Here is a 19,562-nt window from a genome sequence, read left to right as displayed (position 1 = left end):
TCCGCTCAGGCGGGCACGCCCCGCCGGCGGAAGCCCCAGAACGCGAGCGCCCCGAGCGCGGCGGCGACGGCCGACAGCCCCCACAGGGCGGGCGCGGCCGCGGCCTGATCGCCCGCGCCGCCCGCGCCCGTGAGCGGATTCGGCGTCCACCAGAACGGCGACAGCGCGCGGGCCGCATCCGGCAGGTCGAAGAGGTCGCCGAACATGCCGACGACGACGCCCCACAGCACCGGCAGCCACGCGAACCACGTGATCCGCGGCGCCCACGCGTAGGCGGCGGCCGCCAGCGCGGCCACGACCGCGATCGCCGGAAGGTACGCGGCGCCGAGCCCGATCAGCTCCGCGGCGTCGGGCAGATCGTCCGTCCCGCTCGCGGCCGCCCCCAGCCACAGCAGCGCGGCGCCCGAGAGCGCGAGCAGCGCGACGCCGGTCGCCGTCACGGTCAGCTGCCCGCCGAGCCATCCGCCGCGCGAGACGCGCGTGGCGAGGACCGTCTCCGTTCGTCCCGATGTCTCCTCGGCCTGCAGCCGTGTGAGTGACGCGACGCCCCACGAGGCCGCGCCGAGCGCGGCGAGCAGCGCGAGCAGGCTGAAGAAGCCGTTCACGAGGTCGCTGCCGAGCACCGCCGCGTAGAGCGCGTTCTGCTCGAGCATTGCGCGCATGTCGCCGAGCGAGCCCATGACCGAGCCGGAGCCGAGCCACACCAGCCCGAGGCCGAGCGCCGTCCACATCAGGCCGGTGCGCTGCGCCCGCCACGCCAGGCCCGCGGGGGAGGAGAGCAGGGCCGATGCGTGCGCGCGGCCCGGGCGGCTCGGCACGAGGCCAGCCCCGAAGTCGCGTCGCGCAGCGAGGGTGTACGCCGCGAGCAGCGCGAGCGCCGCCGCCGCGACGAGCAGCGCGAGCGGCCACCACCGCAGGTCGACGAACGCGCGGGTCTGCTGGATCCACGCGAGGGGAGACAGCCACGACAGCCACGACGTGTCGTCGTCCCCCGTCGCGGGGCTCTGCTGGGCGTCGCCGATCGCCCGCAGGGCGAACGCCGCGCCGAACACCGCGAGGGAGACGCCGATCGCCGTGCGGGCGTGCTCCACCAGCTGGGCCGCCGCGAGCGCCACGCCGGCGAAGACGGCGCCGAGCAGCGCGAGCCCGCCCGTCAGCGCCAGCGTGTCGGAGAGCGCCACTCCGCCGAGGCCGACCACCACCGCCGTCGAGGCGATCGCGATCGCCGCCTGGGCGATCAGCGCCAGCAGCAGGGCGGCGGTCGCCGGGGCGTGCCGGCCGATCGGCGCGGCGCGCAGCAGCTCCGCGCGGCCCGACTCCTCCTCGGCGCGCGTGTGCCGCACGACCTCGAGGATCGACAGCACCGCGAGCGCGGCGGCGATCCAGACGGTCACCTCCGCCGCGAGGGCGGCGCCGAGCGTGTAGTCGTCGAGCCCGTAGCCGGGCCCGGTCATCATGATCATCGCCGGGCTGCGCAGCACGAGCGCCCGGTCGGCGAGCGTGCCCTCGTCCTGCAGCACGGCGAGCTCGCCGACGAAGGCGACCCAGCAGGCCACGATCACCGCGAGCCAGACGGCCAGGCGGATCCGGTCGCGCCGCAGCGCCAGCGCCAGCAGGCGCGCCGTGCCCGAGAACCCGCTCACGGGGCGTCCTCGCGGTCGTAGAACCGCAGGAAGAGCTCCTCGAGGCTCTGCTCGGCGCCCTCGGTGCCCGCCGCCGAGGCGATGCGCAGCCGCTCCAGCGGGCCCTGCTCCACCGTGCGGCCGCCGCGGATGATCGTGACGGTGTCGCACAGCCGCTCGACCTCCGAGAGGATGTGCGAGCTCAGCAGCACGGCCGCCCCGCGTTCGCGGGCGGCGCGCACCTCCCGCTGGAACACCGCCTCCATGAGCGGATCGAGGCCGCTCGTCGGCTCGTCGAGCACGAGCAGCTCGGCGTCCGAGGCGAAGGCGGCCGCGAGCGCGACCTTCTGGCGGTTGCCCTTCGAGTAGGTCCGCGCCTTCTTGCGCGGATCGAGCTGGAAGCGCTCGAGGAGGTCCTCGCGCCGGCGCCGGAAGCGGGCGTCCCGTGTCTCGGCCCGACCGCCGCGGAAGCGCGCGAGCAGGTCGATCGCCTCGCCGCCGGTCAGGTTGGGCCACAGCGAGACGTCGCCCGGCACATACGCGAGGCGCCGATGCAGCGCCACGGCGTCGTGCCACGGGTCGCCGCCGAACAGCCGGGCGCTGCCTCCCGACGCGCGCAGCAGCCCCAGCAGCACGCGGATCGTCGTGGACTTCCCGGAGCCGTTCGGCCCCAGGAACCCCGCCACCTCCCCGGGGGCGACGGTCAGGTCCAGCCCGTCGAGCGCCCGAGTGCGGCCGAAGCTCTTGCGCAGGCCGGTGATCTCGATGGGGTTCATTCGCGGTCTCCTTCGTGGGATCGCAGGAAGGCCTCGTAGACGTCGGGCGAGGCGAGATAGCCGTGGGTCAGCACCTCGAGGAGGGGGACGTAGAGGCGCATCGCGAGCGCCCCGGCGTCGGCCGTCTCCCCGCCCGATCCGTCCGGCTCGGCGGGGCCCGGCTCGGCGAGGTCCGACAGCGCGAGCGCGCCGAGCACGGCGAGCACGAGCACGCGGTTGCGCGCCGCCGGGTCGCGGCTCGGGCGGATCAGGCCGTCGCGGATCGCGTCGGGGGTGCGGTCGTCCGCGTCGGCGATCATGGCGCGCACGATGCGCCGCGCCGGCTCGCCGCCCTCGCGGATCGTCTGCAGGAAGTACCGCAGCAGCGGCTCGTACCGGCCGAGGTCGGCGAACAGCGAGAGGGGGCCGCCGTCGCGCATCGTGCGCTGGCCCTCGTCCTTGCCCGCCGCGTAGGCGCTCATCACGTGCGCGTCGCACGCCTCGCGCAGCGCGGCCTTCGATCCGAAGTGGTGGATGACGAGGGCCGGGCTCACGCCGGCGTCGTGTGCGATCTGGCGCACGGACGCTCCGAATCCGTCCCTGCCGAATCGCGCGACCGCGGCGTCGCGGATCCGTGCGCGCGTCGTCAGATCGGAGGCTGAACTCATGTTCAACACACTAAACGCGCGTTCAGTGTGGGGTCAAGGGGCCGCTCAACGGGGCAGGCGCACGTGCTCGCCGTCGGTCTCGATGAGGCCGTCCTGCAGCAGCGACAGGATCGCGCGGTCGCGCTGGGCGGCGTCCGGCCAGTCCGCGAGCAGCTGCCGCGCCGCGACGGGACCGTCGGCCTCGCGCAGCCGCCGGAGCACCGCCCCGCGGGCCTGGCGGTCGCTGCCCTCGTAGCGCGCCTGCCGGCGGCGCAGGTCCGGGGTCGCGGGCGAGCCGGCCGCGACCCACGCGCACGCGTCGCGCAGGGGACACGCGCCGCAGCGCGGGGCGCGCGCGACGCACACCACCTGGCCGAGCTCCATCATCGCGGCGTTCATGAGCGCGGCGTCCTCCGGCGGCTCCGGAAGCAGCGCGGCCATGGCGTCGAGGTCGCGGCGGTGCGGCGGCGCGGGGTGCTCCACACCGGCGACCGCGCGCGCGAGCACGCGGCGCGTGTTCGTGTCGACGACCGGGTGGCGCTCGCCGTACGCGAACGCCGCGACGGCGCGCGCGGTGTAGTCGCCGATCCCGGTGAGTGCGAGCAGCTCGTCGACGTCGCGCGGCACCACGCCGCCGTGCCGGTCGCGGATCTCGGTCGCCGCGCGGTGCAGCCAGAGCGCGCGGCGCGGATAGCCGAGGTTCGCCCACGCCCGCACGGCCTCGGCCGGCGCGTCGTCCGCCAGCGCCGCCGGCGTCGGCCAGCGCGCGAGCCACGCCTCGAGCAGCGGGATCACGCGTGCGACGGGCGTCTGCTGCAGCATGAACTCGCTCACGAGCACGCCCCACGCGCCGAAGCCGGGCGCGCGCCACGGCAGCGCCCGCGCGTTCTCCCGGTACCACGGCAGCAGCCTCTCGGCGAGGGCGGTCGCGACGGCGGCGGGCATCCCACCAGCCTAGGTCGCGTCTGACAATCTCTCGCCTACTGCGCTGGCCGTTCGCACGCGTCTCGCTGCGCCCTCGTCGGTCGACGATGCTTCGGCATCGCCTCCCTCCTCGGTCTTGCGAGCCACGCACGCCCGGCCATGCTCGCGACGGCGTCGATTGTCAGACACGCCCTAGGAGGCCACGTCGAGGGAACTCCGTGCGGATCGCGACCGAACCGTGATCCGTCCGCGGCCCGACCGTGATCTGCGTTGCGTAGCGTCGGGGTCATGCCTCGGATCGACCCCCGTTTCGCCCTGTTCGCCGGGGTCTTCGCGACCGTCGCCGTCGCGGGCTGCGCCAGCCCGACGAGCGACGCGACGCCGTCCCCGACCGTCTCCTCCAGTGCCTCGACGACGACGTTCCCGTCGGACGCCGCCGTGACGATGGACGACCAGGACCCGGCCGATCCGTCGACCTGGGTGATCCACGGCGGCGCCGTGGGGCTCGTCGCGATGGGCGACCCGTTCGAGGCGACGCTCGCCGAGCTGCCCGAGGACTGGGCGCCCGTCGAGGGCTGCGAGAACGTCGCCTCGTGGAGCGGCGGCGAGGACCTCTCCATCTGGTTCGTCGCCGGCTCGTCGGGCGCGATCGAGACGATCGCCGTCGAGGGCGGCCTCGGCGATCCCGCCGGCGGCCCGCGCACGCCCGTCGGCATCGGGCTGGGCTCGACGCGCGACGAGGTGCGCGCGGCCTATCCCGCGGCGGAGGAGGTGCCCGCCACGATCGGCGAGGCCACGTACCTGCGCCAGGCCGAGGCGGATGCCGCCGACGGCGCGCTGTTCTTCGAGGTCGCCGCCGGCGACGATCGCGTCTCGTCCGTCACGATGACCCAGCGCGACGAGCCGCCGTACGAGCCCTGCGCCTGAGGCCCCGGCCGCCCGCGGGTAGGCTGGACGGCATGCATGCGGGCGTCCTCCTGGTCGACAAGCCGGGCGGGATGACCAGCCACGACGTCGTCTCGCGTGCGCGCCGCGCGCTCGGCACCCGCAAGATCGGGCACGCCGGCACGCTCGACCCCATGGCCACGGGGCTGCTCGTGCTCGGCGTCGAGGGCGCGACCAGACTGCTCACCTACCTCGTCGGCCTCGACAAGACGTACCTCGCGACGATCCGGCTCGGCGCGGCCACCACCACGGACGACGCGGAGGGCGAGATCGCCTCGGTCGCGGAGCCGGCGGCGCTCGAGGCCGCGACCGACGAGCGCATCGCGAACGGGATCGCGTCGCTGACGGGGGAGATCTCGCAGGTGCCCAGCAGCGTCTCGGCGATCAAGGTGAACGGCCGCCGCGCGTACGACCTCGCGCGCGCGGGGGAGCAGGTCGAGCTCAAGGCGCGCACCGTGACCGTCTCGCGCTTCGAGGTGCTCGAGACGCGCCGCGGCGCGGACGGGATCGACCTCGACGTGGTCGTGGACTGCTCCTCCGGCACGTACATCCGCGCCCTCGCGCGCGACCTGGGCGAGGCGCTGGGCGTCGGCGGGCACCTCACGGCGCTGCGGCGCACGCGCATCGGCCGCTTCGACGTCGCGGAGGCGGTCGCCGTCGATGCGATCGAAGGCGACGCGCTGATCGGCCCCGCCGCGGCCGCCGAGCGCGCGGTCGGCCGCGTGGAGGTGAGCGCCGACGAGGCGAGGGACCTGCGCCACGGCAAGCGGCTGGAGGGCGCGGCCGCTCGGCTGCCCGGCGCCGTCGCCGCGGCCGTCGATCCGGATGGGCGCCTCGTCGGCATCGTCGAGGCGCGCGGGTCCGCGCTGAAGAGCGCCATGAACATGCCAGAGGTGCGCGCATGATCCTGTGGTTCACGGTCGTGCAGGTGATCGCCGCCGTCGCCGCCGGGCTCCTGTGCCTCGTGCTGGGCCTCGCCGGCCGCCGCCCCAGCGACCTCAGCGTCGGGGCGCTCGCCCTCGTCGAGCTGCTGCTCGTCGCCCAGGTGGTCGTCGCCATCGTCGCGCCGCTGGCGGGGAACCCGCCGACCGGCGACCTGCTCGAGTTCTGGATGTACCTCGTGTCGGCCGTGCTGCTGCCGCTGGCCGCCGTGGGGTGGGCGCTCGTGGAGCGGGGCCGCTGGAGCGTCGTGGTGATGGGCGTGGTCGGCCTGTCGATCGCCGTCATGGTGTGGCGCATGCAGGTGATCTGGACGATCCAGGTCGCGTGAGCGCGCGGGTCCGCCGCGACCCGCCCAGCGGCATCGCGGCGCCCGCGAACTAGAATCGATCCGCTATGACTGAACCCGCGCGCTCCCGCCGCATCACCGGCATCGGCACCCTCCTCGTCTGGGTCTACGGCGTGCTCGCGCTCGCCGCGACCGGCCGATCCGTCTACCAGATGATCGCCCACTTCTCGCAGGCGCCGCTGGCGTACCTGCTCTCCGCGCTCGCGGCGGTGGTCTACGTGCTCGCGACCGTCGCGCTCGTCGTCTCGCGCAGCGAGACCTGGTATCGCGTCGCGTGGGCCGCGGTGTCGTTCGAGCTCGCCGGCGTGCTCGTGGTCGGCACCCTCAGCGTGCTGGCCCCCGAGCTGTTCCATGCCGACGACACCGTGTGGTCGCGCTACGGATCGGGCTACTTCTGGATCCCGCTCGTGCTGCCGTTCCTCGGCATCTGGTGGCTGGCCACCCACCGGCCCGCGCGCGTCGCCGTCGGGGCGGCGGGATGATCCTGTTCGAGGATCCGTCGCAGATCCCGGCGGACTTCGGCGAGTCGATCGTCGCGATCGGCAAGTTCGACGGCGTGCACGCCGGGCATCGCGCCATCATCGAGCGCATGATGCTGGCCTCGGCCGGCGGCGCGCTGCGCACGGTGGCCGTCACCTTCGACCGCAACCCTCTCGCGCTGCTCGCGCCCGAGCGCTGCCCGCGGCCGCTCGTCGGCAACCGGCAGAAGATCGAGCTGCTCTCGCGCACCGGTCTGGACGCCGCGCTGCTGCTGCGCTTCGACGAGGCCCTCGCGGCCGAGGGCGCGGCCGACTTCGTGCGGCGCGTGCTCGTCTCGGCCCTGCGCGCGCGCCGCGTGCTCGTGGGCCGCGACTTCCGCTTCGGGCGCGGCGGGGCCGGCGACGTCGCCCTCCTCGAGCGGCTGGGGGCCGAGCACGGCTTCGAGGTCGACGTGGTCGACGACATCGCGAGCGCCGGCGACGGACGACGCGTGTCGTCCACCTGGATCCGCGAGCTGCTGGCCGAGGGCGACGTGAGCGCGGCCGCCAAGCTGCTCGGGCGCCTCCCCGCGGTCTCGGGCGAGGTGGTGCGCGGGCTGCAGCGCGGGCGCGAGCTGGGCTTCCCGACCGCGAACCTGTCGGCCGAAGCCGAGGGCTTCGTCCCTGCGGACGGCGTGTACGCGGGCTGGCTGATCGTGCGCGCGCCCGAAGGCGAGCTGGCCACCACGCGCTACCCGGCCGCGATCTCGGTCGGCGCCAACCCGACGTTCGGCGACGTCGACGCGCCGCAGGTGGAGGCCTACGTGCTGGACGAGAGCGGCCTCGACCTGTACGGCCTGCGCGTGGACGTGCTCTTCCAGGAGCGGCTGCGCGGCATGGTGGCGTTCGAGGGCGTCGAGGCGCTCATCGCGCAGATGAACGACGACGTCGCCCGCACGCGCGCCATCCTGCGCGGCTGAGCGCTCAGTACGAGCCGGCGTCCTCCGCGCCCGAGGCCTCCTCGCCCGCGAGCCGCGCGCGCAGCTCGCCGAGGATCGTGGCGCTCGCGCTCGTGCCGAGGCGCGTGGCGCCGGCGTCGAGCATCGCGACGGCCGCGTCGAGGCCGCGCACGCCGCCCGAGGCCTTCACCTGCACGGCGGGCGAGACGCTCTCGCGCATGAGCCGCACGTGCTCGACGGTGGCGCCGCCGCCGGCGAAGCCCGTCGAGGTCTTCACGAACGTGGCGCCGCCGGCTTCGGTGAGCCGGCTGCCGCGGGCGATCTGCTCGTCGTCGAGGTAGCTCGTCTCGAGGATCACCTTGCTCACGAAGGAGCCGGCCGCCTCGACGACGGCCGCGATGTCGTCGCGCACGTAGGCGTCCTCGCCCGAGCGCAGCGCGCCGATGTGCAGGACCATGTCGAACTCGGTCGCGCCGTCGTCCCGCGCGCGCCGCAGCTCGGCGACCTTCGTCGCCGTCGACGTCGTGCCGTGCGGGAAGCCGATCACGGTGCACACGCGCACTCCGGAGCCGTCGAGGCGCTTCACGGCGTAGCCGACGTCCGACGGGCGCACGCACGCGCTCCACACGCCCCATTCGGCCGCGATGTCGAGCTCGCGGTCCACGTCGGTGCGCGTGAAGTCCGGCTTCAGCACGGCGTGGTCGATGGTGGCGGCGATCTGCGCTTCGGTGTAGGTGCCCGGCATGGCTCCAGCCTACGCCGCGGCTCGCGCGGGAATACCCCCGGGGGGTATGCTGTTGGCGTCGGGGAGAAGCCAGGGAGGCCAGGATGGATCAGATGAGCGAGACCCGGGGCGTCGTCCTCGACATCGAGGGCATGACGTGCGCGAGCTGCGTGGCGCGCGTCGAGAAGCGGCTGCGGGCCGTGCCGGGCGTCGAGGCGTCGGTGAACCTCGCGACGGAGTCGGCGAGGGTGACCGCGCCGGAGGCGGTCGAGGTGGAGCAGCTCGTCGACGCCGTGCGCTCGGCCGGGTACCAGGCGCGCGTGCGCAGCGATGCGGCCGCGAGGCCGGCCCCCATGCCGGAGGGCCACGGCGGAGACGGAACCGACCACGGGCACGAGCACCGTGACCACGACCACGGCTCCGCCGGCGGCCACGTGCACGACGTCGAGGACGTCCGCGGCGCCACGCCGCTGCGCACCCGCCTCATCGTCGGCGCGATCCTGTCGGTCCCCGTGGTCGCGCTGTCGATGATCATGCCGCTGCAGTTCCCCGGCTGGGAGTGGGTCGCCCTGGCCTTCGCCGCCCCCGTCGTCCTGTGGGCCGGATGGCCCTTCCACCGGGCGACGTTTGCGAACGCGCGCCACGGTGCCATGACGATGGACACGCTCATCACCCTGGGCACATTCGCCGCCCTGCTGTGGAGCGTGTGGGCGGCCGCGACCGGCGGGCACGTGTACGTCGAGGTCGCCGCCGTCGTGACGGTCTTCCTGCTGCTCGGGCGATTCATCGAGCATCGGTCGAAGCGGCGCGCGGGGGCGGCGCTGCGCGCGCTCATGGAGCTCGGCGCCGACGAGGTCACGCTCGCGCGCGAGGACGGGCGCGACGGCGAGACCGTGCCGACCGACCGGCTGCGCGAGGGCGACCTGTTCGTCGTGCGCCCGGGCGAGCGCGTCGCCGCCGACGGCGTCATCGTGCGCGGCGACGCCGCGGTGGACGCGAGCATGATCACGGGCGAGTCGGCGCCGGTGCACGCCGGGGCGGGAGACGACGTGACGGGCGGGACGATCGCGACGGACGGCCGCCTCGTCGTGCGGGCGACGGCCGTGGGATCGGCGACGCGCCTGGCGCACATGGCGCGGCTGGTCGAGGACGCGCAGGCCGGCAAGGGGCGCGTGCAGCGCCTGGCGGATCGCATCTCGTCCGTGTTCGTGCCGGTCGTCATCGGCCTGTCGATCCTGACGCTCGCCGTGTGGCTGCTCGCGGGCGGGAGCGTGGACGCGGCGCTCACGGCGGCGATCGCCGTCGTCATCATCGCCTGCCCCTGCGCGCTCGGGCTCGCCACGCCCGTCGCGATCCTCGTCGGCACCGGGCGCGGCGCCCAGCTGGGCGTGCTCGTGACGGGCCCCGAGGCGATCGAGACCGCGGGCCGGATCGACACGCTCGTGCTCGACAAGACCGGCACGGTCACGAGCGGGCGCATGACGCTGGACGCGGTCGTCGCCGCCGAGGGTGAGAGCCGGGACGAGCTGGTCGCGCTCGCCGCGGCGGTCGAGTCCGGCTCGCAGCACCCCATCGCCGCCGCGATCGTTGCGGCGGCGAGCGAGGTGCCCGCCGCGACGGACTTCCGCAGCCACGCGGGGCGCGGGGTCACGGCGCGGGTGGAGGGCCGCGAGGTCTTCGCCGGCAGCCTGGCCTTCGCGCGCGAGCGCGGCGCGCGCGTGCCGGACGAGCTCGTGCGTGCGGCCGAGGAGGCGGCGGGCACGGTCGTGGTGGTCGGCTGGTCGTCGTCGGCCGGGATGACGGCGACGGCGCGCGGCGTGCTCGTCGTGGCCGACACCGTGCGCGAGGACAGCGCCGGCGCCGTGGCCGAGCTGCGCGCACTCGGGCTCCAGGTCGTGCTGCTCACGGGCGACAACGAGCGCGTCGCGCGCGACGTCGCCGGGCGCGTGGGCATCGACCGCGTCATCGCGGGGGCGTCTCCCGAGGACAAGATCGCGCGGATCCGCGCGCTGCAGGCCGACGGCCGCCGCGTGGCGATGGTGGGCGACGGCATCAACGACGCCGCGGCGCTCGCCGCCGCCGATCTCGGCATCGCGATGGGCGGCGGCACCGACGCGGCGCGGCACGCGAGCGACGTGACGCTCGTGCGCGAGTCGCTCGCGGCCGTGGCCGACGCCATCCGGCTCTCGCGCCGCATGATGTCGATCATCCGCGGCAACCTCTTCTGGGCGTTCGGCTACAACGTCGCCGCCATCCCGCTCGCCGCGCTCGGCCTGCTGAACCCCATGATCGCCGGGGCCGCCATGGCCTTCTCGAGCGTGTTCGTCGTGCTCAACAGCCTGCGCCTGCGCGCCTTCCGCTGAGCCGCCGGCGCACGCGCCCGATCCGTCCGCGCCCCGCCGGTCCGCCGGCGGGGCGCGCCGGAGCGCTCTCTGGGGATCTGCGGGGAGCATGCCCTAGACTGGATGCGGCTCGCCGCCATCCGTTCGACGCTCTGCGCCGGGTGAGCGAGCCTGGCGCCTCCCGGCCGGACCCGTCCTGGTCGTCCGAATCCCTCGGCACGCGTGGGGCGCGCAGATCCTTCGAACGGCCGCTCGATCGGCCGCATCGACGCTCAGGAGGAGCATGCCGACCACGGCACCCGCGCGACAGCGCAAGACGTCCTCGTCCGCACGACGCGACGACGAGGCACCCCTCATCCCGATCCTCGCCCGCAAGGTGCGCGAGGTCGAGGCCAAGGCCCAGCGCAACAAGCTGGGTCCGACCAACCGCGTGAAGTTCCAGGTGATCGCGTTCCTCGTGCGCGAGGAGCGCGCCAGGGTCAAGGCCGACGCCGAGCTGACCGACGCCGCGCGCGCCGAGCTGCTCAAGCGCCTCGACGGCGTCGCGACGATCCTCGCCAAGACCGCCGCGCGCGACACCTCGCTGATCCAGCTGCTCGAGGCCGACCACGCGACCACGCCCGTCGCGCAGCGCATGCGCCGCGACTGGCTGCTCGAGTCGGGCGCCGAGCTGCCGCCCGAGGAGCTCGTGATCTCGGATGCCAAGCCGGTCGTCACGCCGCCGATGGTGCCCCAGATCGCCACGGAGCGCGCGGTCGTGCCGCCGCAGATCGAGTCGCGCATCGCGGCGAACCCGTTCCTCGCGCCCGACCTCTCGCGTGTGCCGGCGCCCGCGCCGCGCCGTCGGCTCGACGGCTGGGAGCTGATGGGCCCCCTGTACAAGGCGTTCGAGACGGGCGCGGGCGGGGGAGCGGCCACGATGCCGCTGCCGCCGGTGCCGGAGTTCGATCGCGTCTCGCCCAAGGGACTCGAGGTGATGGTGCACCAGGCCCGCTTCCTCGAGGCCGTGCGCGCCGGCCACCGCTCGTTCCTGCTCGCCGACGAGCCGGGCCTGGGCAAGACGGCGGAGTCGGTGCTCGCGGCCTCGGTCGCCGGCGCGTACCCGCTCGTCGTCGTCGTCCCGAACGTCGTGAAGATGAACTGGGCGCGCGAGGTGGAGCGCTGGACGCCTCACCGCCGCGCCACCGTGATCAGCGGCGACGGGCAGGATGTCGACGCGTTCGCCGACGTGTTCATCGTGAACTACGAGATCCTCGATCGTCACCTCGGCTGGCTCGCGGCCATCGGGCTGCGGGGGATGGTCGTCGACGAGGCGCACTTCATCAAGAACCTCTCGTCGCAGCGCTCGCAGAACGTGCTGGCGCTCGCGCAGCGCATCCGCGAGACGACGCCGGGCGGCAGGCCGCTCATGATGGCGCTCACGGGCACGCCCCTGATCAACGACGTCGAGGACTTCGACGCCATCTGGCGCTTCCTCGGCTGGACCAACGGCGAGAAGCCGGGCCCCGAGCTCATGGAGAAGCTCGACGCGACGGGACTCACCCCCGCCGACAAGGCGTTCTACCCCGAGGCGCGCGACGCCGTGATCTCGATGGGCATCGTGCGCCGCCGCAAGAAGGACGTCGCGAGCGATCTGCCCGACAAGCTCATCGCCGACATGCCCGTGGAGCTGGATGACGAGTTCGGCCGCGGCATCCGCGAGGCGGAGCGCCAGCTCGCCGAGCGCCTGGCCGCGCGGTACCGCCGGATCATCGAGGCGCGCGGCGACCGCGGGCTCGAGCCGGGCGAGATCGACGACGACATCGTGCGCCTCGTGGCGCAGGGCGAGCTGGACGAGTCGAAGGCGGCGGGCGCCGAGGGCGACAACGTGTTCGCCATGGTCCGCCGCATCGGCCAGGCCAAGGCGGGCCTCGCGGCCGACTACGCCGCGCAGCTGCAGCGCTCGGTGGGCAAGGTCGTGTTCTTCGCCAAGCACATCGACGTCATGGACCAGGCCGAGGCGCTGTTCGCGGCGAACGGCATCCGCTCGGTGTCGGTGCGCGGCGACCAGACGTCGGCGGCACGCCAGGAGGCGATCGACGCGTTCGTGAACGATCCCGAGGTCGGCATCGCCGTCTGCTCACTCACGGCCGCCGGTGTGGGCGTGAACCTGCAGGTCGCGTCGAACGTCGTGCTGGCGGAGCTCAGCTGGACGGCGGCCGAGCAGACGCAGGCGATCGACCGCGTGCACCGCATCGGCCAGGACGAGCCGGTCACCGCGTGGCGGATCATCGCCGCGCACACGATCGACACGAAGATCGCGGAGCTCATCGACCAGAAGCAGGGCCTCGCGGCCCGCGCCCTGGACGGCGAGGCGGCCGACGAGGCGTCGAGCGAGTCGGTGCAGCTGGCCGCGCTCATGCACCTCACGCGCGAGGCGCTCGGCGGCGAGTGACGGGCGCGCGGCGAGCCGGGCCGCGGCCCGGCAGGCCGCGCCCGCCGCGGCGTCGGAGGCTCTAGGCTGGCGCCATGAAGATCGGAAACGTCACCTGCGTGCGGCAGTCGACCCGAACGGCTGTGGGGCGCGCATGAAGATCGGAATCCTGACCTCCGGAGGCGACTGCCCCGGCCTGAACGCGGTCATCCGCGGTGCGGTCCTGAAGGGCACCGAGACCTACGACATCGAGTTCGTCGGCATCCGCGACGGATGGCGCGGCCTCGTGGACGCGGACTTCTTCCCGCTCACGCGTCACGAGGTCAAGGGCCTGTCGAAGGTCGGGGGCACGATCCTCGGCACCAGCCGGACGAACCCGTACGAGGGGGAGCGCGGCGGCCCGGAGAACATCGCCAAGACGCTGTACGGCCACCGCCTCGACGGCATCATCGCGATCGGCGGCGAGGGCACCCTGGCGGCCGCCCAGCGCCTCTACAACGACGGCATCAACGTGCTGGGCGTGCCGAAGACGATCGACAACGACCTGCGCGCCACGGACTACTCGTTCGGCTTCGACACGGCCGTGAACATCGCGACCGAGGCGATGGACCGCCTGCGCACGACGGGCGACTCGCACCAGCGGTGCATGGTCGCCGAGGTGATGGGCCGCCACGTCGGCTGGATCGCGCTGCACTCCGGCATGGCCGCGGGCGCGCACATCATCTGCATCCCCGAGGTGCCGCTGTCGCTCGACGAGATCTGCGAGCAGGTGATGTCGGCCCACGAGCGTGGCCGCGCGCCGCTCGTCGTCGTCGCCGAGGGCTTCATCATGAAGGGCCAGGACGAGGCCTACAGCGACAAGGGCCTCGACGCCTTCAACCGCCCGCGCCTGGGCGGCATCGGCGAGCAGCTCGCGCCGCTGATCGAGCAGAAGACGGGGATCGAGACCCGCGCGACCGTGCTGGGGCACATCCAGCGCGGCGGCGCGCCGTCGGGCTTCGACCGCGTGCTCGCGACGCGCCTCGGCCTGCACGCGATCGACGCCGTCGTGGACGGCGCGTGGGGCCAGATGGTGGCGATGCAGGGGACGGACATCGTGCGGGTGCCGTTCCAGGACGCCCTCGGCGAGCTCAACACGGTGCCGCTCGCGCGCTACGAGGAGGCCGCGGCGCTGTTCGGCTGATCCGGCGCCCCGCGAGACAGCATTCGCGCGCCGAGACAGTGGCTTCTGGCCGCTGTCTCGGCGCGCAGCTGCTTTCTCGCCGGTTTCAGGCGGCGACGAGGCCGGCCGTGTCGCGGCCCTCGTCCTCGTACAGCTCCATCGGCTCGAGCAGGGAGCGGTAGACGCGCTCGTAGCCCTCGGCCATCACGGCGAGGTCGAAGCGGCGCTCGGCGTGGCGGCGGCACTCCCGGGGGTCCAGCTCCTCGGCCGCGACGATCGCCGCCGCGAGCTCGCGGGCATCGGCGTCCGGATCGACGACGACGCCCGTGCGTCCGTGTGCGACCACCTCCGGCACGCTGCCGCGCCGCGTGGCGACGACGGGCGTGCCGCACGCCATGGCCTCCACCATGACCATGCCGAACGGCTCCTCCCACTGGATCGGGAACACCAGTGCCCGCGCGGCGGCGAACAGCTCGCGCTTCAGCGCGGCATCGGCCTCGCCGACGTACTCGGCGTCGGCGCCCAGGCGCGGGCGGACCTCGGCGTCGAAGTACGCGTGCTCGGCGCGCTCGTTGAGCTTGCCCGCCAGCACGATCCGCCGGCCGGCCGCCCGTACCGCGTCGATCGCGAGGTGCGGGGCCTTGTCGGGGCTGAAGCGCCCGATCCACAGGACGAGGTCGTCCTTGCGCTCGCGCATCGGGAACGACGCCACATCGACCGCGTTGTGCACGGTGCCGCACCAGTTGATGCGCGGGTTGGCGCGGCGCTGCGCGTCCGAGATCGCCACGACCGACACGCTGCGGCCGAGCAGCTCGTGGTAGCGGCCGTTCTCGCCGGCGACGGGGCCGTGCATCGTGACGACGGTGGGAGCCGCGCGGCCCCCCGCCAGCAGCGGCCCGCACAGCGTGTTGTCGTGCACGACGTCGACGCCGGCGTCCTCGAGCGTGCGGCGCGCGAAGGCGGCGGCGATCGCCTCGGGGATGGGCTCGCCCAGTCGCCCTGTGGGCGGAGCGTCGTAGACGGCGTGGAACTCCTGCGCGCACGTGCCGTTGTCGCCCGCGCCCACGAGCACGACCTCGTGTCCGCGCGCGACCAGCGCGTCGACGAGGCCCGCGACCACGGCCTCCGTCCCGCCGTAGCCGGCGGGCGGCAGCGAGAACCAGGGCGGGGCCACCATCCCGATGCGCAACGACGTGCGCGGCGAGGCGGCGGCCTCGGGTGTCGGTGCCGTGAGCGCGGACGTGGTCGTGAACGACATGGAACCTCCCTGCGGTGGGGAGGCCGGCCGCAGCGGGCACAGCGAGAACCGCTTGCGCGGCGCCGCGGATCGCGCAGGCCGGCCTCCGAATCGGAGCGAAGCAAACCTGCAAGTGAAGTTATAAGATAGCCGCGATCAAAGTGCAAGAAACGGCGCGACGGAGGCGGCGCCGGACGACGAGGGACGAGGGAGCACCGTGGGCGACGACGCCAGGACGACGGACCGCATCCTCTCGGATGAGCCGTTCTACACCATCGGGCAGGTGGCCACCCTGCTGGGTGTGCCCGCCGCGCAGCTGCGCCGGCTGGATGCGCTCGAGATCGTGCAGCCGGACCGCTCGCGGGGCAACCAGCGCCGCTACTCGGCCGACGAGATCGAGCGGCTCCGCGAGGTGCTCGCGCTGGGGGAGGAGGGCGTGACCCTGCCCGGAGTCCGCAAGATCCTCGAGCTGCGGCGCCGGGTCGATGAGCTGGAGGACCGCCTCGCCCGGCAGACCGACGACGCGCCACCGTCCGCCGCGTCCTGAGGCGCATCGCCGGAAACCCGCGAGACAGCATTCCCGCGCCGAGACAGCGGCGTGACGCCACGGTCTCGGCGCGCGGTTGCTGTCTCGCGGATCAGAGGATCGCGAGCGACGTCGCGCGCCAGCGCCGGTCCATGCCCTCCAGCCGTACGGCGACGGCGCGCGTGCGGGCGGGGGCGGCGACGATCACGACGCCCTCGACGGCGCCCTCGGACGGCGACGACCAGCGCACCGACCGGATGGCGTAGGCGGGGTGCTTGGCCGGCTGCTGCCGCGCGCTGCGGGCGCGCTTGGCGAGGTTGGCGCGCGTGAGCAGCGAGCGGTACGGCTCCTCGGCCAGCCACCGCGCGAGCTGATCGACGTCGCGCACGCCGGCGAGGACCTCGAGCACACCGCGCGCCAGCCCGTCGAGCAGGGGCGTCGGATCGGGCAGCTCCGCGGTGGGCGTGCGCTGCGGGGCGAACAGCTCGCTCACATCGAGCGCGCTGCGGGCGCGGCGTCGCTCGCTCCGCGACGTCATCGGCATCGACATGGCGCCTCCCCTCGGTGTCCGCCGCCTGCTCCGGTCAGATGGCCAGCAGTTCAGCACGGTCCTCGCGCGGCGGGCACGAGGCATAGATGCCTGTGCAGGAAGCAGGTTGTGGAGAACGGAGGGCGCGGCGGCGCCGGATCCCCTACCGTCGTCGCGTGCGATGGGAACGGTTCTTCCAGGACCTCGAGGATCAGCTCGCGGCGGAGTGGGACGCCGAGCGCGCGGCGCTGGACTCCGAGTCCGAGCGGCTGCGCATCGCCGGGCTGGCGCTGCGGGACCGCCTGCGCGGCCTCGTGGGCGCGGGTCCCGTCGCGTTCGAGCTGGCCGACGGCTCGCGGCACGACGCCGCGATCGCGGCCGTCGGGGCGGACTGGATCGCCGCCCGCCCGGAGACGGCGGGTGTGCTGATCGTGCCGCTCGCCGCCGTGCGCCTGATCGGGGTGCCGGAGCCCGAGCTGCTGCGCAGCGCACGGGCGCTCGCGGAGGCGGATCGGCTGGCCGCGCGCGTCACGCTCGGCTTCGCGCTGCGGGATCTCGCCCGCCGGCGGGTGCCCGTGACGCTCGGCCTGTCGGGAGGCCGGACGGCGACGGGGACCCTCGACCGGGTCGGCGCCGACCACCTGGACCTCGCGCTGCACGCCCTCGACGCGCCCCGGCGCGCGGCCGACGTCGCGGGCTTCCGGATCGTCCCCCTCGCGGCGCTCGCGTGGCTCCGCGCCGACGCCGACGCCGGCTCCGTGCTGACGTGAGGACGTCAGGCCCGCGGACCGCGGGCGCCCCACACCTCGGGGAAGCTCGCGATCTGCGACTCGTGCCACAGCGCGATCCGGCGGGCCTCCTCGGCCTGCTCGTCGAGGTACGCCTCGACGCTCGCCTGCTCGATGCGCCACACGGCCGGTGCCCCGAGGCGCGCCCCGCTCAGCCGGCCCTCGTGGACCAGCGACATGACCGCGTCGACATCGAGCGCGAGCAGCTCCGCCACCTGGGCCGGCGCCAGATGGCGGGCCACAGGTGCGTCGCCGAGACCGGGTTCCGCCATGAGGTCATTATCCGTCTCTACCCGGGTCGGGGCATGAACTGCACGGGTCTGTGGATAACTTCGACGCGCTCGGGATCGCTCCTGGCACCATGAACGCCATGATCCGCAAGCGCGCCTTCTGGAGCGACGCCCGATTCTTCGTGGGCGTCGCGCTCATCGCCGCATCGGTGGCGGGTGTCTGGGGCGTGGTGGCCGCGTCGCGGCACACCGTGCCCGTGCTCGCCGCGTCGTCCACGATCGTCCCGGGCCAGGCCGTGACGGCCGCCGACCTGCGCGTCGTGGACGTCGGCCTCGGCCAGGCCGACGGCCTCTACCTGACGCCCGACGAGCTGGGGGACGGGCTCGTGGCGGCGCGCACGATCGGCGCGGGCGAGCTCGTGCCGATCGAGGCGGTGGGATCGTCGGCGACCGTGACGACCGTCGTCGTCCGCAGCGCCGCCGAGGTGCCCGGCGCGGTGACCGCGGGCACCGCTGTCGAGCTGTGGGAGGCGCCGGCCACCGACGACGGCTTCGACGCGCCGCGCGTGCTCGTCGCCGACGCCACCGTCGCCGCCGTGGTGCGCGCGGAGGCCGTGATGGCGACGGGCGAGACGAGCGTGGAGCTCGTCGTCGATCGCTCCGATGTCGCCGATGTGCTCGCCGCGGTGGCGGCGGGTTCCGCGCTGTCGGTCGTGCCGACGGGGAGCGGCGAATGAGGGTCGTCGTCGCGCTCGAGGAGCCGCACGGCGCGCGCATCGCCGCCGAGCTGCGGCGCGGAGGGCACGAGGCGCTCGGGGTGCCCGTGGCGCTCGTGGCACGGGAGGCCGCGGACGAGCACTCGCGGCTGCACGAGGCGCTCGCGGGCTCCGACCTGCTGGCGGTGGCGCTCGATCGCGCCGCGCTCACCCCCGACCTCGTGCGCGCGTGCGACCGGCACGCCGTGCGGATCGTGGCCCTCGCCGGGCGCGGCGCCGATGCGCGGCTGGCGCGCGCGTTCGGCCTGGCCGAACCCCTCCCGATCGAGTCCCGCGGCGACGCGATCGTGGCGGCGGCGCGCGGCGGCATCGGGCACGGCGCATCCGGCACGGGCGGCACCGTGACCGCGGTGTGGGGACCGCACGGGGCGCCGGGCCGCACCGCCCTCGCCATCGAGCTGGCCGTGGCGCTGGGCACGCGCGACCGGCGGGCGGCGCTGGTCGACGCCGACACGCACGCGCCCGCGATCGCCGTGGCACTGGGCCTGCCGGAGGAGAGCCCCGGCGTCGCCGCCGCGTGTCGACGGGCCGCTGAGGGGATCGACCCGCCGGAGCTCAGCCGCATCAGCGTGCCCATCGGCGGCACGGCGGCCCACGTCGACGTGCTGACCGGCCTCAACCGCCCCTCGCGGTGGCCGGAGCTGTCGGGCGCGCGCCTCGGCGCGGTGCTGGACGCGTGCCGAGGCTGGTCCGCCCACACCGTCGTCGATGTCGCGGCGGCGCTCGAGCGCGACGAGGAGATCGTGAGCGACCTCGAGGGCCCGCGCCGCAACGCCGCCACGCTCACGGCGCTCGAGCGCGCGGATCGGATCGTCGCCGTCGCGTCGGCCGATCCGGTCGGCATCGGCCGGTTCATCCGCGCGCACGCCGAGCTGCGCGCGCTCGTCGGGCCCACGCCCGTGCACGTGGTCGTGAACCGGCTGCGCACGGGCGCCCTCGGCGTCGACGCCCGCGGGCAGGTGCGCCGCACGCTGGAGCGCTTCGCCGGCCTCGGCGAGGTCTCGTTCGTCCCGCATGACGGGCGCGCCGCCGACGCCGCGCTGCTGGCCGCGAGGCCGGTGGGCGAGGTCGCGCCGCGCTCGTCGCTGGCTCAGGCGGTGCGGCGCGTGGCCGAGCGGATCGAGGCGCCGACCGCGGCGGCGCGGCACGCTCCCGACGAGGCGAGGCCGGGTCGGCGCGCACTGCGGCGCCGGGCGGCCTGAGCGACGCGACCGGCGTCTCTCGCCGGCGACTGCGC

General features: G+C 74.7%; 19 protein-coding genes and 1 pseudogene. 12 read left to right on the top strand and 8 right to left on the bottom strand.

The genetic code is table 11. The features are described 5' to 3' along the window. Positions 1-5: 5 nt before the first annotated feature. The 4 genes and pseudogenes from ACWDR7_RS08425 to ACWDR7_RS08410 all read right to left on the bottom strand — a co-directional run bounded on the left by ACWDR7_RS08425 (position 6) and on the right by ACWDR7_RS08410 (position 3,969). Positions 6-1,643, bottom strand: a complete 1,638-nt coding sequence (locus ACWDR7_RS08425) for an ABC transporter permease (protein WP_449854472.1) — start codon at positions 1,641-1,643, stop codon at positions 6-8. An 83-nt stretch (positions 1,644-1,726) separates the two neighbouring features. Continuing rightward, positions 1,727-2,398, bottom strand: a pseudogene (locus ACWDR7_RS08420) (ABC transporter ATP-binding protein); the annotation flags it as partial. Further along, positions 2,395-3,045 (bottom strand): TetR family transcriptional regulator, encoded by a 651-nt coding sequence (locus tag ACWDR7_RS08415; protein ID WP_449854471.1) that lies wholly within the window; start codon positions 3,043-3,045, stop codon positions 2,395-2,397. The pseudogene ACWDR7_RS08420 and the gene ACWDR7_RS08415, both read right to left, overlap by 4 nt. 45 nt (positions 3,046-3,090) lie before the next feature. Next, the gene (locus ACWDR7_RS08410; RefSeq protein WP_449854470.1) at positions 3,091-3,969 is read right to left on the bottom strand and encodes an A/G-specific adenine glycosylase; all 879 of its coding nucleotides are present in this window, start codon (positions 3,967-3,969) and stop codon (positions 3,091-3,093) included. Between the two features lie 267 nt (positions 3,970-4,236). On the opposite strand from ACWDR7_RS08410, the gene ACWDR7_RS08405 reads away from it, so the two are divergent. The 5 genes from ACWDR7_RS08405 (at position 4,237) to ACWDR7_RS08385 (ending at position 7,619) form a co-directional block, all read left to right on the top strand. Continuing rightward, positions 4,237-4,875, top strand: a complete 639-nt coding sequence (locus tag ACWDR7_RS08405) for a hypothetical protein (protein ID WP_449854469.1) — start codon at positions 4,237-4,239, stop codon at positions 4,873-4,875. Between the two features lie 32 nt (positions 4,876-4,907). Continuing rightward, on the top strand, positions 4,908-5,798 hold the full coding sequence (truB, locus tag ACWDR7_RS08400; protein ID WP_449854468.1) for a tRNA pseudouridine(55) synthase TruB: 891 nt from the start codon (positions 4,908-4,910) through the stop codon (positions 5,796-5,798). After that, positions 5,795-6,163, top strand: coding sequence for a hypothetical protein (locus tag ACWDR7_RS08395; RefSeq protein ID WP_449854467.1), 369 nt, complete (start codon positions 5,795-5,797; stop codon positions 6,161-6,163). Before truB ends, ACWDR7_RS08395 begins: the two co-directional genes overlap by 4 nt. A gap of 65 nt (positions 6,164-6,228) precedes the next feature. Beyond that, on the top strand, positions 6,229-6,663 hold the full coding sequence (locus tag ACWDR7_RS08390) for a hypothetical protein (RefSeq protein ID WP_449854466.1): 435 nt from the start codon (positions 6,229-6,231) through the stop codon (positions 6,661-6,663). After that, positions 6,660-7,619: a bifunctional riboflavin kinase/FAD synthetase gene (locus tag ACWDR7_RS08385; RefSeq protein ID WP_449854465.1), complete on the top strand. Its 960-nt coding sequence runs from the start codon at positions 6,660-6,662 to the stop codon at positions 7,617-7,619. Before ACWDR7_RS08390 ends, ACWDR7_RS08385 begins: the two co-directional genes overlap by 4 nt. 4 nt (positions 7,620-7,623) lie before the next feature. Here the strand turns inward: ACWDR7_RS08385 and deoC are convergent, their stop codons facing one another. Further along, positions 7,624-8,343 (bottom strand): deoxyribose-phosphate aldolase, encoded by a 720-nt coding sequence (deoC, locus tag ACWDR7_RS08380; protein ID WP_449854464.1) that lies wholly within the window; start codon positions 8,341-8,343, stop codon positions 7,624-7,626. Positions 8,344-8,426: 83 nt separating this feature from the next. Here deoC and ACWDR7_RS08375 point away from each other — a divergent pair, with 83 nt between their 5' ends. The 3 genes from ACWDR7_RS08375 to ACWDR7_RS08365 all read left to right on the top strand — a co-directional run bounded on the left by ACWDR7_RS08375 (position 8,427) and on the right by ACWDR7_RS08365 (position 14,260). Next, positions 8,427-10,685 carry a heavy metal translocating P-type ATPase gene (locus ACWDR7_RS08375; protein WP_449854463.1) on the top strand — a complete coding sequence of 753 codons (2,259 nt, stop codon included), beginning with the start codon at positions 8,427-8,429 and terminating at the stop codon, positions 10,683-10,685. 262 nt (positions 10,686-10,947) lie between these two features. Beyond that, positions 10,948-13,098, top strand: coding sequence for a DEAD/DEAH box helicase (locus ACWDR7_RS08370; RefSeq protein WP_449854462.1), 2,151 nt, complete (start codon positions 10,948-10,950; stop codon positions 13,096-13,098). Positions 13,099-13,231: 133 nt separating this feature from the next. Further along, a complete protein-coding gene (locus ACWDR7_RS08365) occupies positions 13,232-14,260 on the top strand; it encodes a 6-phosphofructokinase (RefSeq protein ID WP_449854461.1) in 1,029 nt (342 codons plus the stop codon). An 85-nt stretch (positions 14,261-14,345) separates the two neighbouring features. Here ACWDR7_RS08365 and ACWDR7_RS08360 read toward each other — a convergent pair whose 3' ends face one another. Next, entirely contained in the window at positions 14,346-15,497 is a 1,152-nt protein-coding gene (locus ACWDR7_RS08360) for a glycosyltransferase family 4 protein (protein WP_449854460.1), read from the bottom strand. Between the two features lie 196 nt (positions 15,498-15,693). Here ACWDR7_RS08360 and ACWDR7_RS08355 point away from each other — a divergent pair, with 196 nt between their 5' ends. Beyond that, positions 15,694-16,023 (top strand): MerR family transcriptional regulator, encoded by a 330-nt coding sequence (locus ACWDR7_RS08355; protein WP_449854459.1) that lies wholly within the window; start codon positions 15,694-15,696, stop codon positions 16,021-16,023. A gap of 91 nt (positions 16,024-16,114) precedes the next feature. Here the strand turns inward: ACWDR7_RS08355 and ACWDR7_RS08350 are convergent, their stop codons facing one another. After that, positions 16,115-16,546: an Rv3235 family protein gene (locus ACWDR7_RS08350; protein WP_449854494.1), complete on the bottom strand. Its 432-nt coding sequence runs from the start codon at positions 16,544-16,546 to the stop codon at positions 16,115-16,117. Positions 16,547-16,707: 161 nt separating this feature from the next. Between ACWDR7_RS08350 and ACWDR7_RS08345 the strand changes: the two genes are divergently transcribed. Next, complete coding sequence (locus ACWDR7_RS08345; protein ID WP_449854458.1) at positions 16,708-17,301, top strand: hypothetical protein; 594 nt, start codon at positions 16,708-16,710, stop codon at positions 17,299-17,301. Between the two features lie 5 nt (positions 17,302-17,306). Here ACWDR7_RS08345 and ACWDR7_RS08340 read toward each other — a convergent pair whose 3' ends face one another. Further along, positions 17,307-17,591, bottom strand: a complete 285-nt coding sequence (locus ACWDR7_RS08340) for a helix-turn-helix domain-containing protein (protein ID WP_449854457.1) — start codon at positions 17,589-17,591, stop codon at positions 17,307-17,309. Positions 17,592-17,689: 98 nt separating this feature from the next. On the opposite strand from ACWDR7_RS08340, the gene ACWDR7_RS08335 reads away from it, so the two are divergent. Together ACWDR7_RS08335 and ACWDR7_RS08330 are read left to right on the top strand one after the other, a co-directional pair. Continuing rightward, on the top strand, positions 17,690-18,286 hold the full coding sequence (locus ACWDR7_RS08335) for an SAF domain-containing protein (RefSeq protein ID WP_449854456.1): 597 nt from the start codon (positions 17,690-17,692) through the stop codon (positions 18,284-18,286). Then, positions 18,283-19,527 (top strand): AAA family ATPase, encoded by a 1,245-nt coding sequence (locus tag ACWDR7_RS08330; RefSeq protein ID WP_449854455.1) that lies wholly within the window; start codon positions 18,283-18,285, stop codon positions 19,525-19,527. The genes ACWDR7_RS08335 and ACWDR7_RS08330 overlap by 4 nt, the downstream gene beginning before the upstream one ends. The last annotated feature ends 35 nt before the right edge of the window (positions 19,528-19,562 follow it).

Source organism: Microbacterium sp. NPDC003461 (genome assembly GCF_053588335.1).
This window is presented reverse-complemented; position numbering and strand designations above follow the sequence as displayed.

Coding starts and splice junctions, on each gene's coding strand:
- ACWDR7_RS08415 (WP_449854471.1), bottom strand. CDS start 3,045: ATGAGTTCAGCCTCCGATCTGACGACGCGCGCACGGATCCGCGACGCC.
- ACWDR7_RS08410 (WP_449854470.1), bottom strand. CDS start 3,969: ATGCCCGCCGCCGTCGCGACCGCCCTCGCCGAGAGGCTGCTGCCGTGG.
- ACWDR7_RS08405 (WP_449854469.1), top strand. CDS start 4,237: ATGCCTCGGATCGACCCCCGTTTCGCCCTGTTCGCCGGGGTCTTCGCG.
- truB (WP_449854468.1), top strand. CDS start 4,908: ATGCATGCGGGCGTCCTCCTGGTCGACAAGCCGGGCGGGATGACCAGC.
- ACWDR7_RS08395 (WP_449854467.1), top strand. CDS start 5,795: ATGATCCTGTGGTTCACGGTCGTGCAGGTGATCGCCGCCGTCGCCGCC.
- ACWDR7_RS08390 (WP_449854466.1), top strand. CDS start 6,229: ATGACTGAACCCGCGCGCTCCCGCCGCATCACCGGCATCGGCACCCTC.
- ACWDR7_RS08385 (WP_449854465.1), top strand. CDS start 6,660: ATGATCCTGTTCGAGGATCCGTCGCAGATCCCGGCGGACTTCGGCGAG.
- deoC (WP_449854464.1), bottom strand. CDS start 8,343: ATGCCGGGCACCTACACCGAAGCGCAGATCGCCGCCACCATCGACCAC.
- ACWDR7_RS08375 (WP_449854463.1), top strand. CDS start 8,427: ATGGATCAGATGAGCGAGACCCGGGGCGTCGTCCTCGACATCGAGGGC.
- ACWDR7_RS08370 (WP_449854462.1), top strand. CDS start 10,948: ATGCCGACCACGGCACCCGCGCGACAGCGCAAGACGTCCTCGTCCGCA.
- ACWDR7_RS08365 (WP_449854461.1), top strand. CDS start 13,232: ATGAAGATCGGAATCCTGACCTCCGGAGGCGACTGCCCCGGCCTGAAC.
- ACWDR7_RS08360 (WP_449854460.1), bottom strand. CDS start 15,497: ATGTCGTTCACGACCACGTCCGCGCTCACGGCACCGACACCCGAGGCC.
- ACWDR7_RS08350 (WP_449854494.1), bottom strand. CDS start 16,546: ATGCCGATGACGTCGCGGAGCGAGCGACGCCGCGCCCGCAGCGCGCTC.
- ACWDR7_RS08340 (WP_449854457.1), bottom strand. CDS start 17,591: ATGGCGGAACCCGGTCTCGGCGACGCACCTGTGGCCCGCCATCTGGCG.
- ACWDR7_RS08335 (WP_449854456.1), top strand. CDS start 17,690: ATGATCCGCAAGCGCGCCTTCTGGAGCGACGCCCGATTCTTCGTGGGC.
- ACWDR7_RS08330 (WP_449854455.1), top strand. CDS start 18,283: ATGAGGGTCGTCGTCGCGCTCGAGGAGCCGCACGGCGCGCGCATCGCC.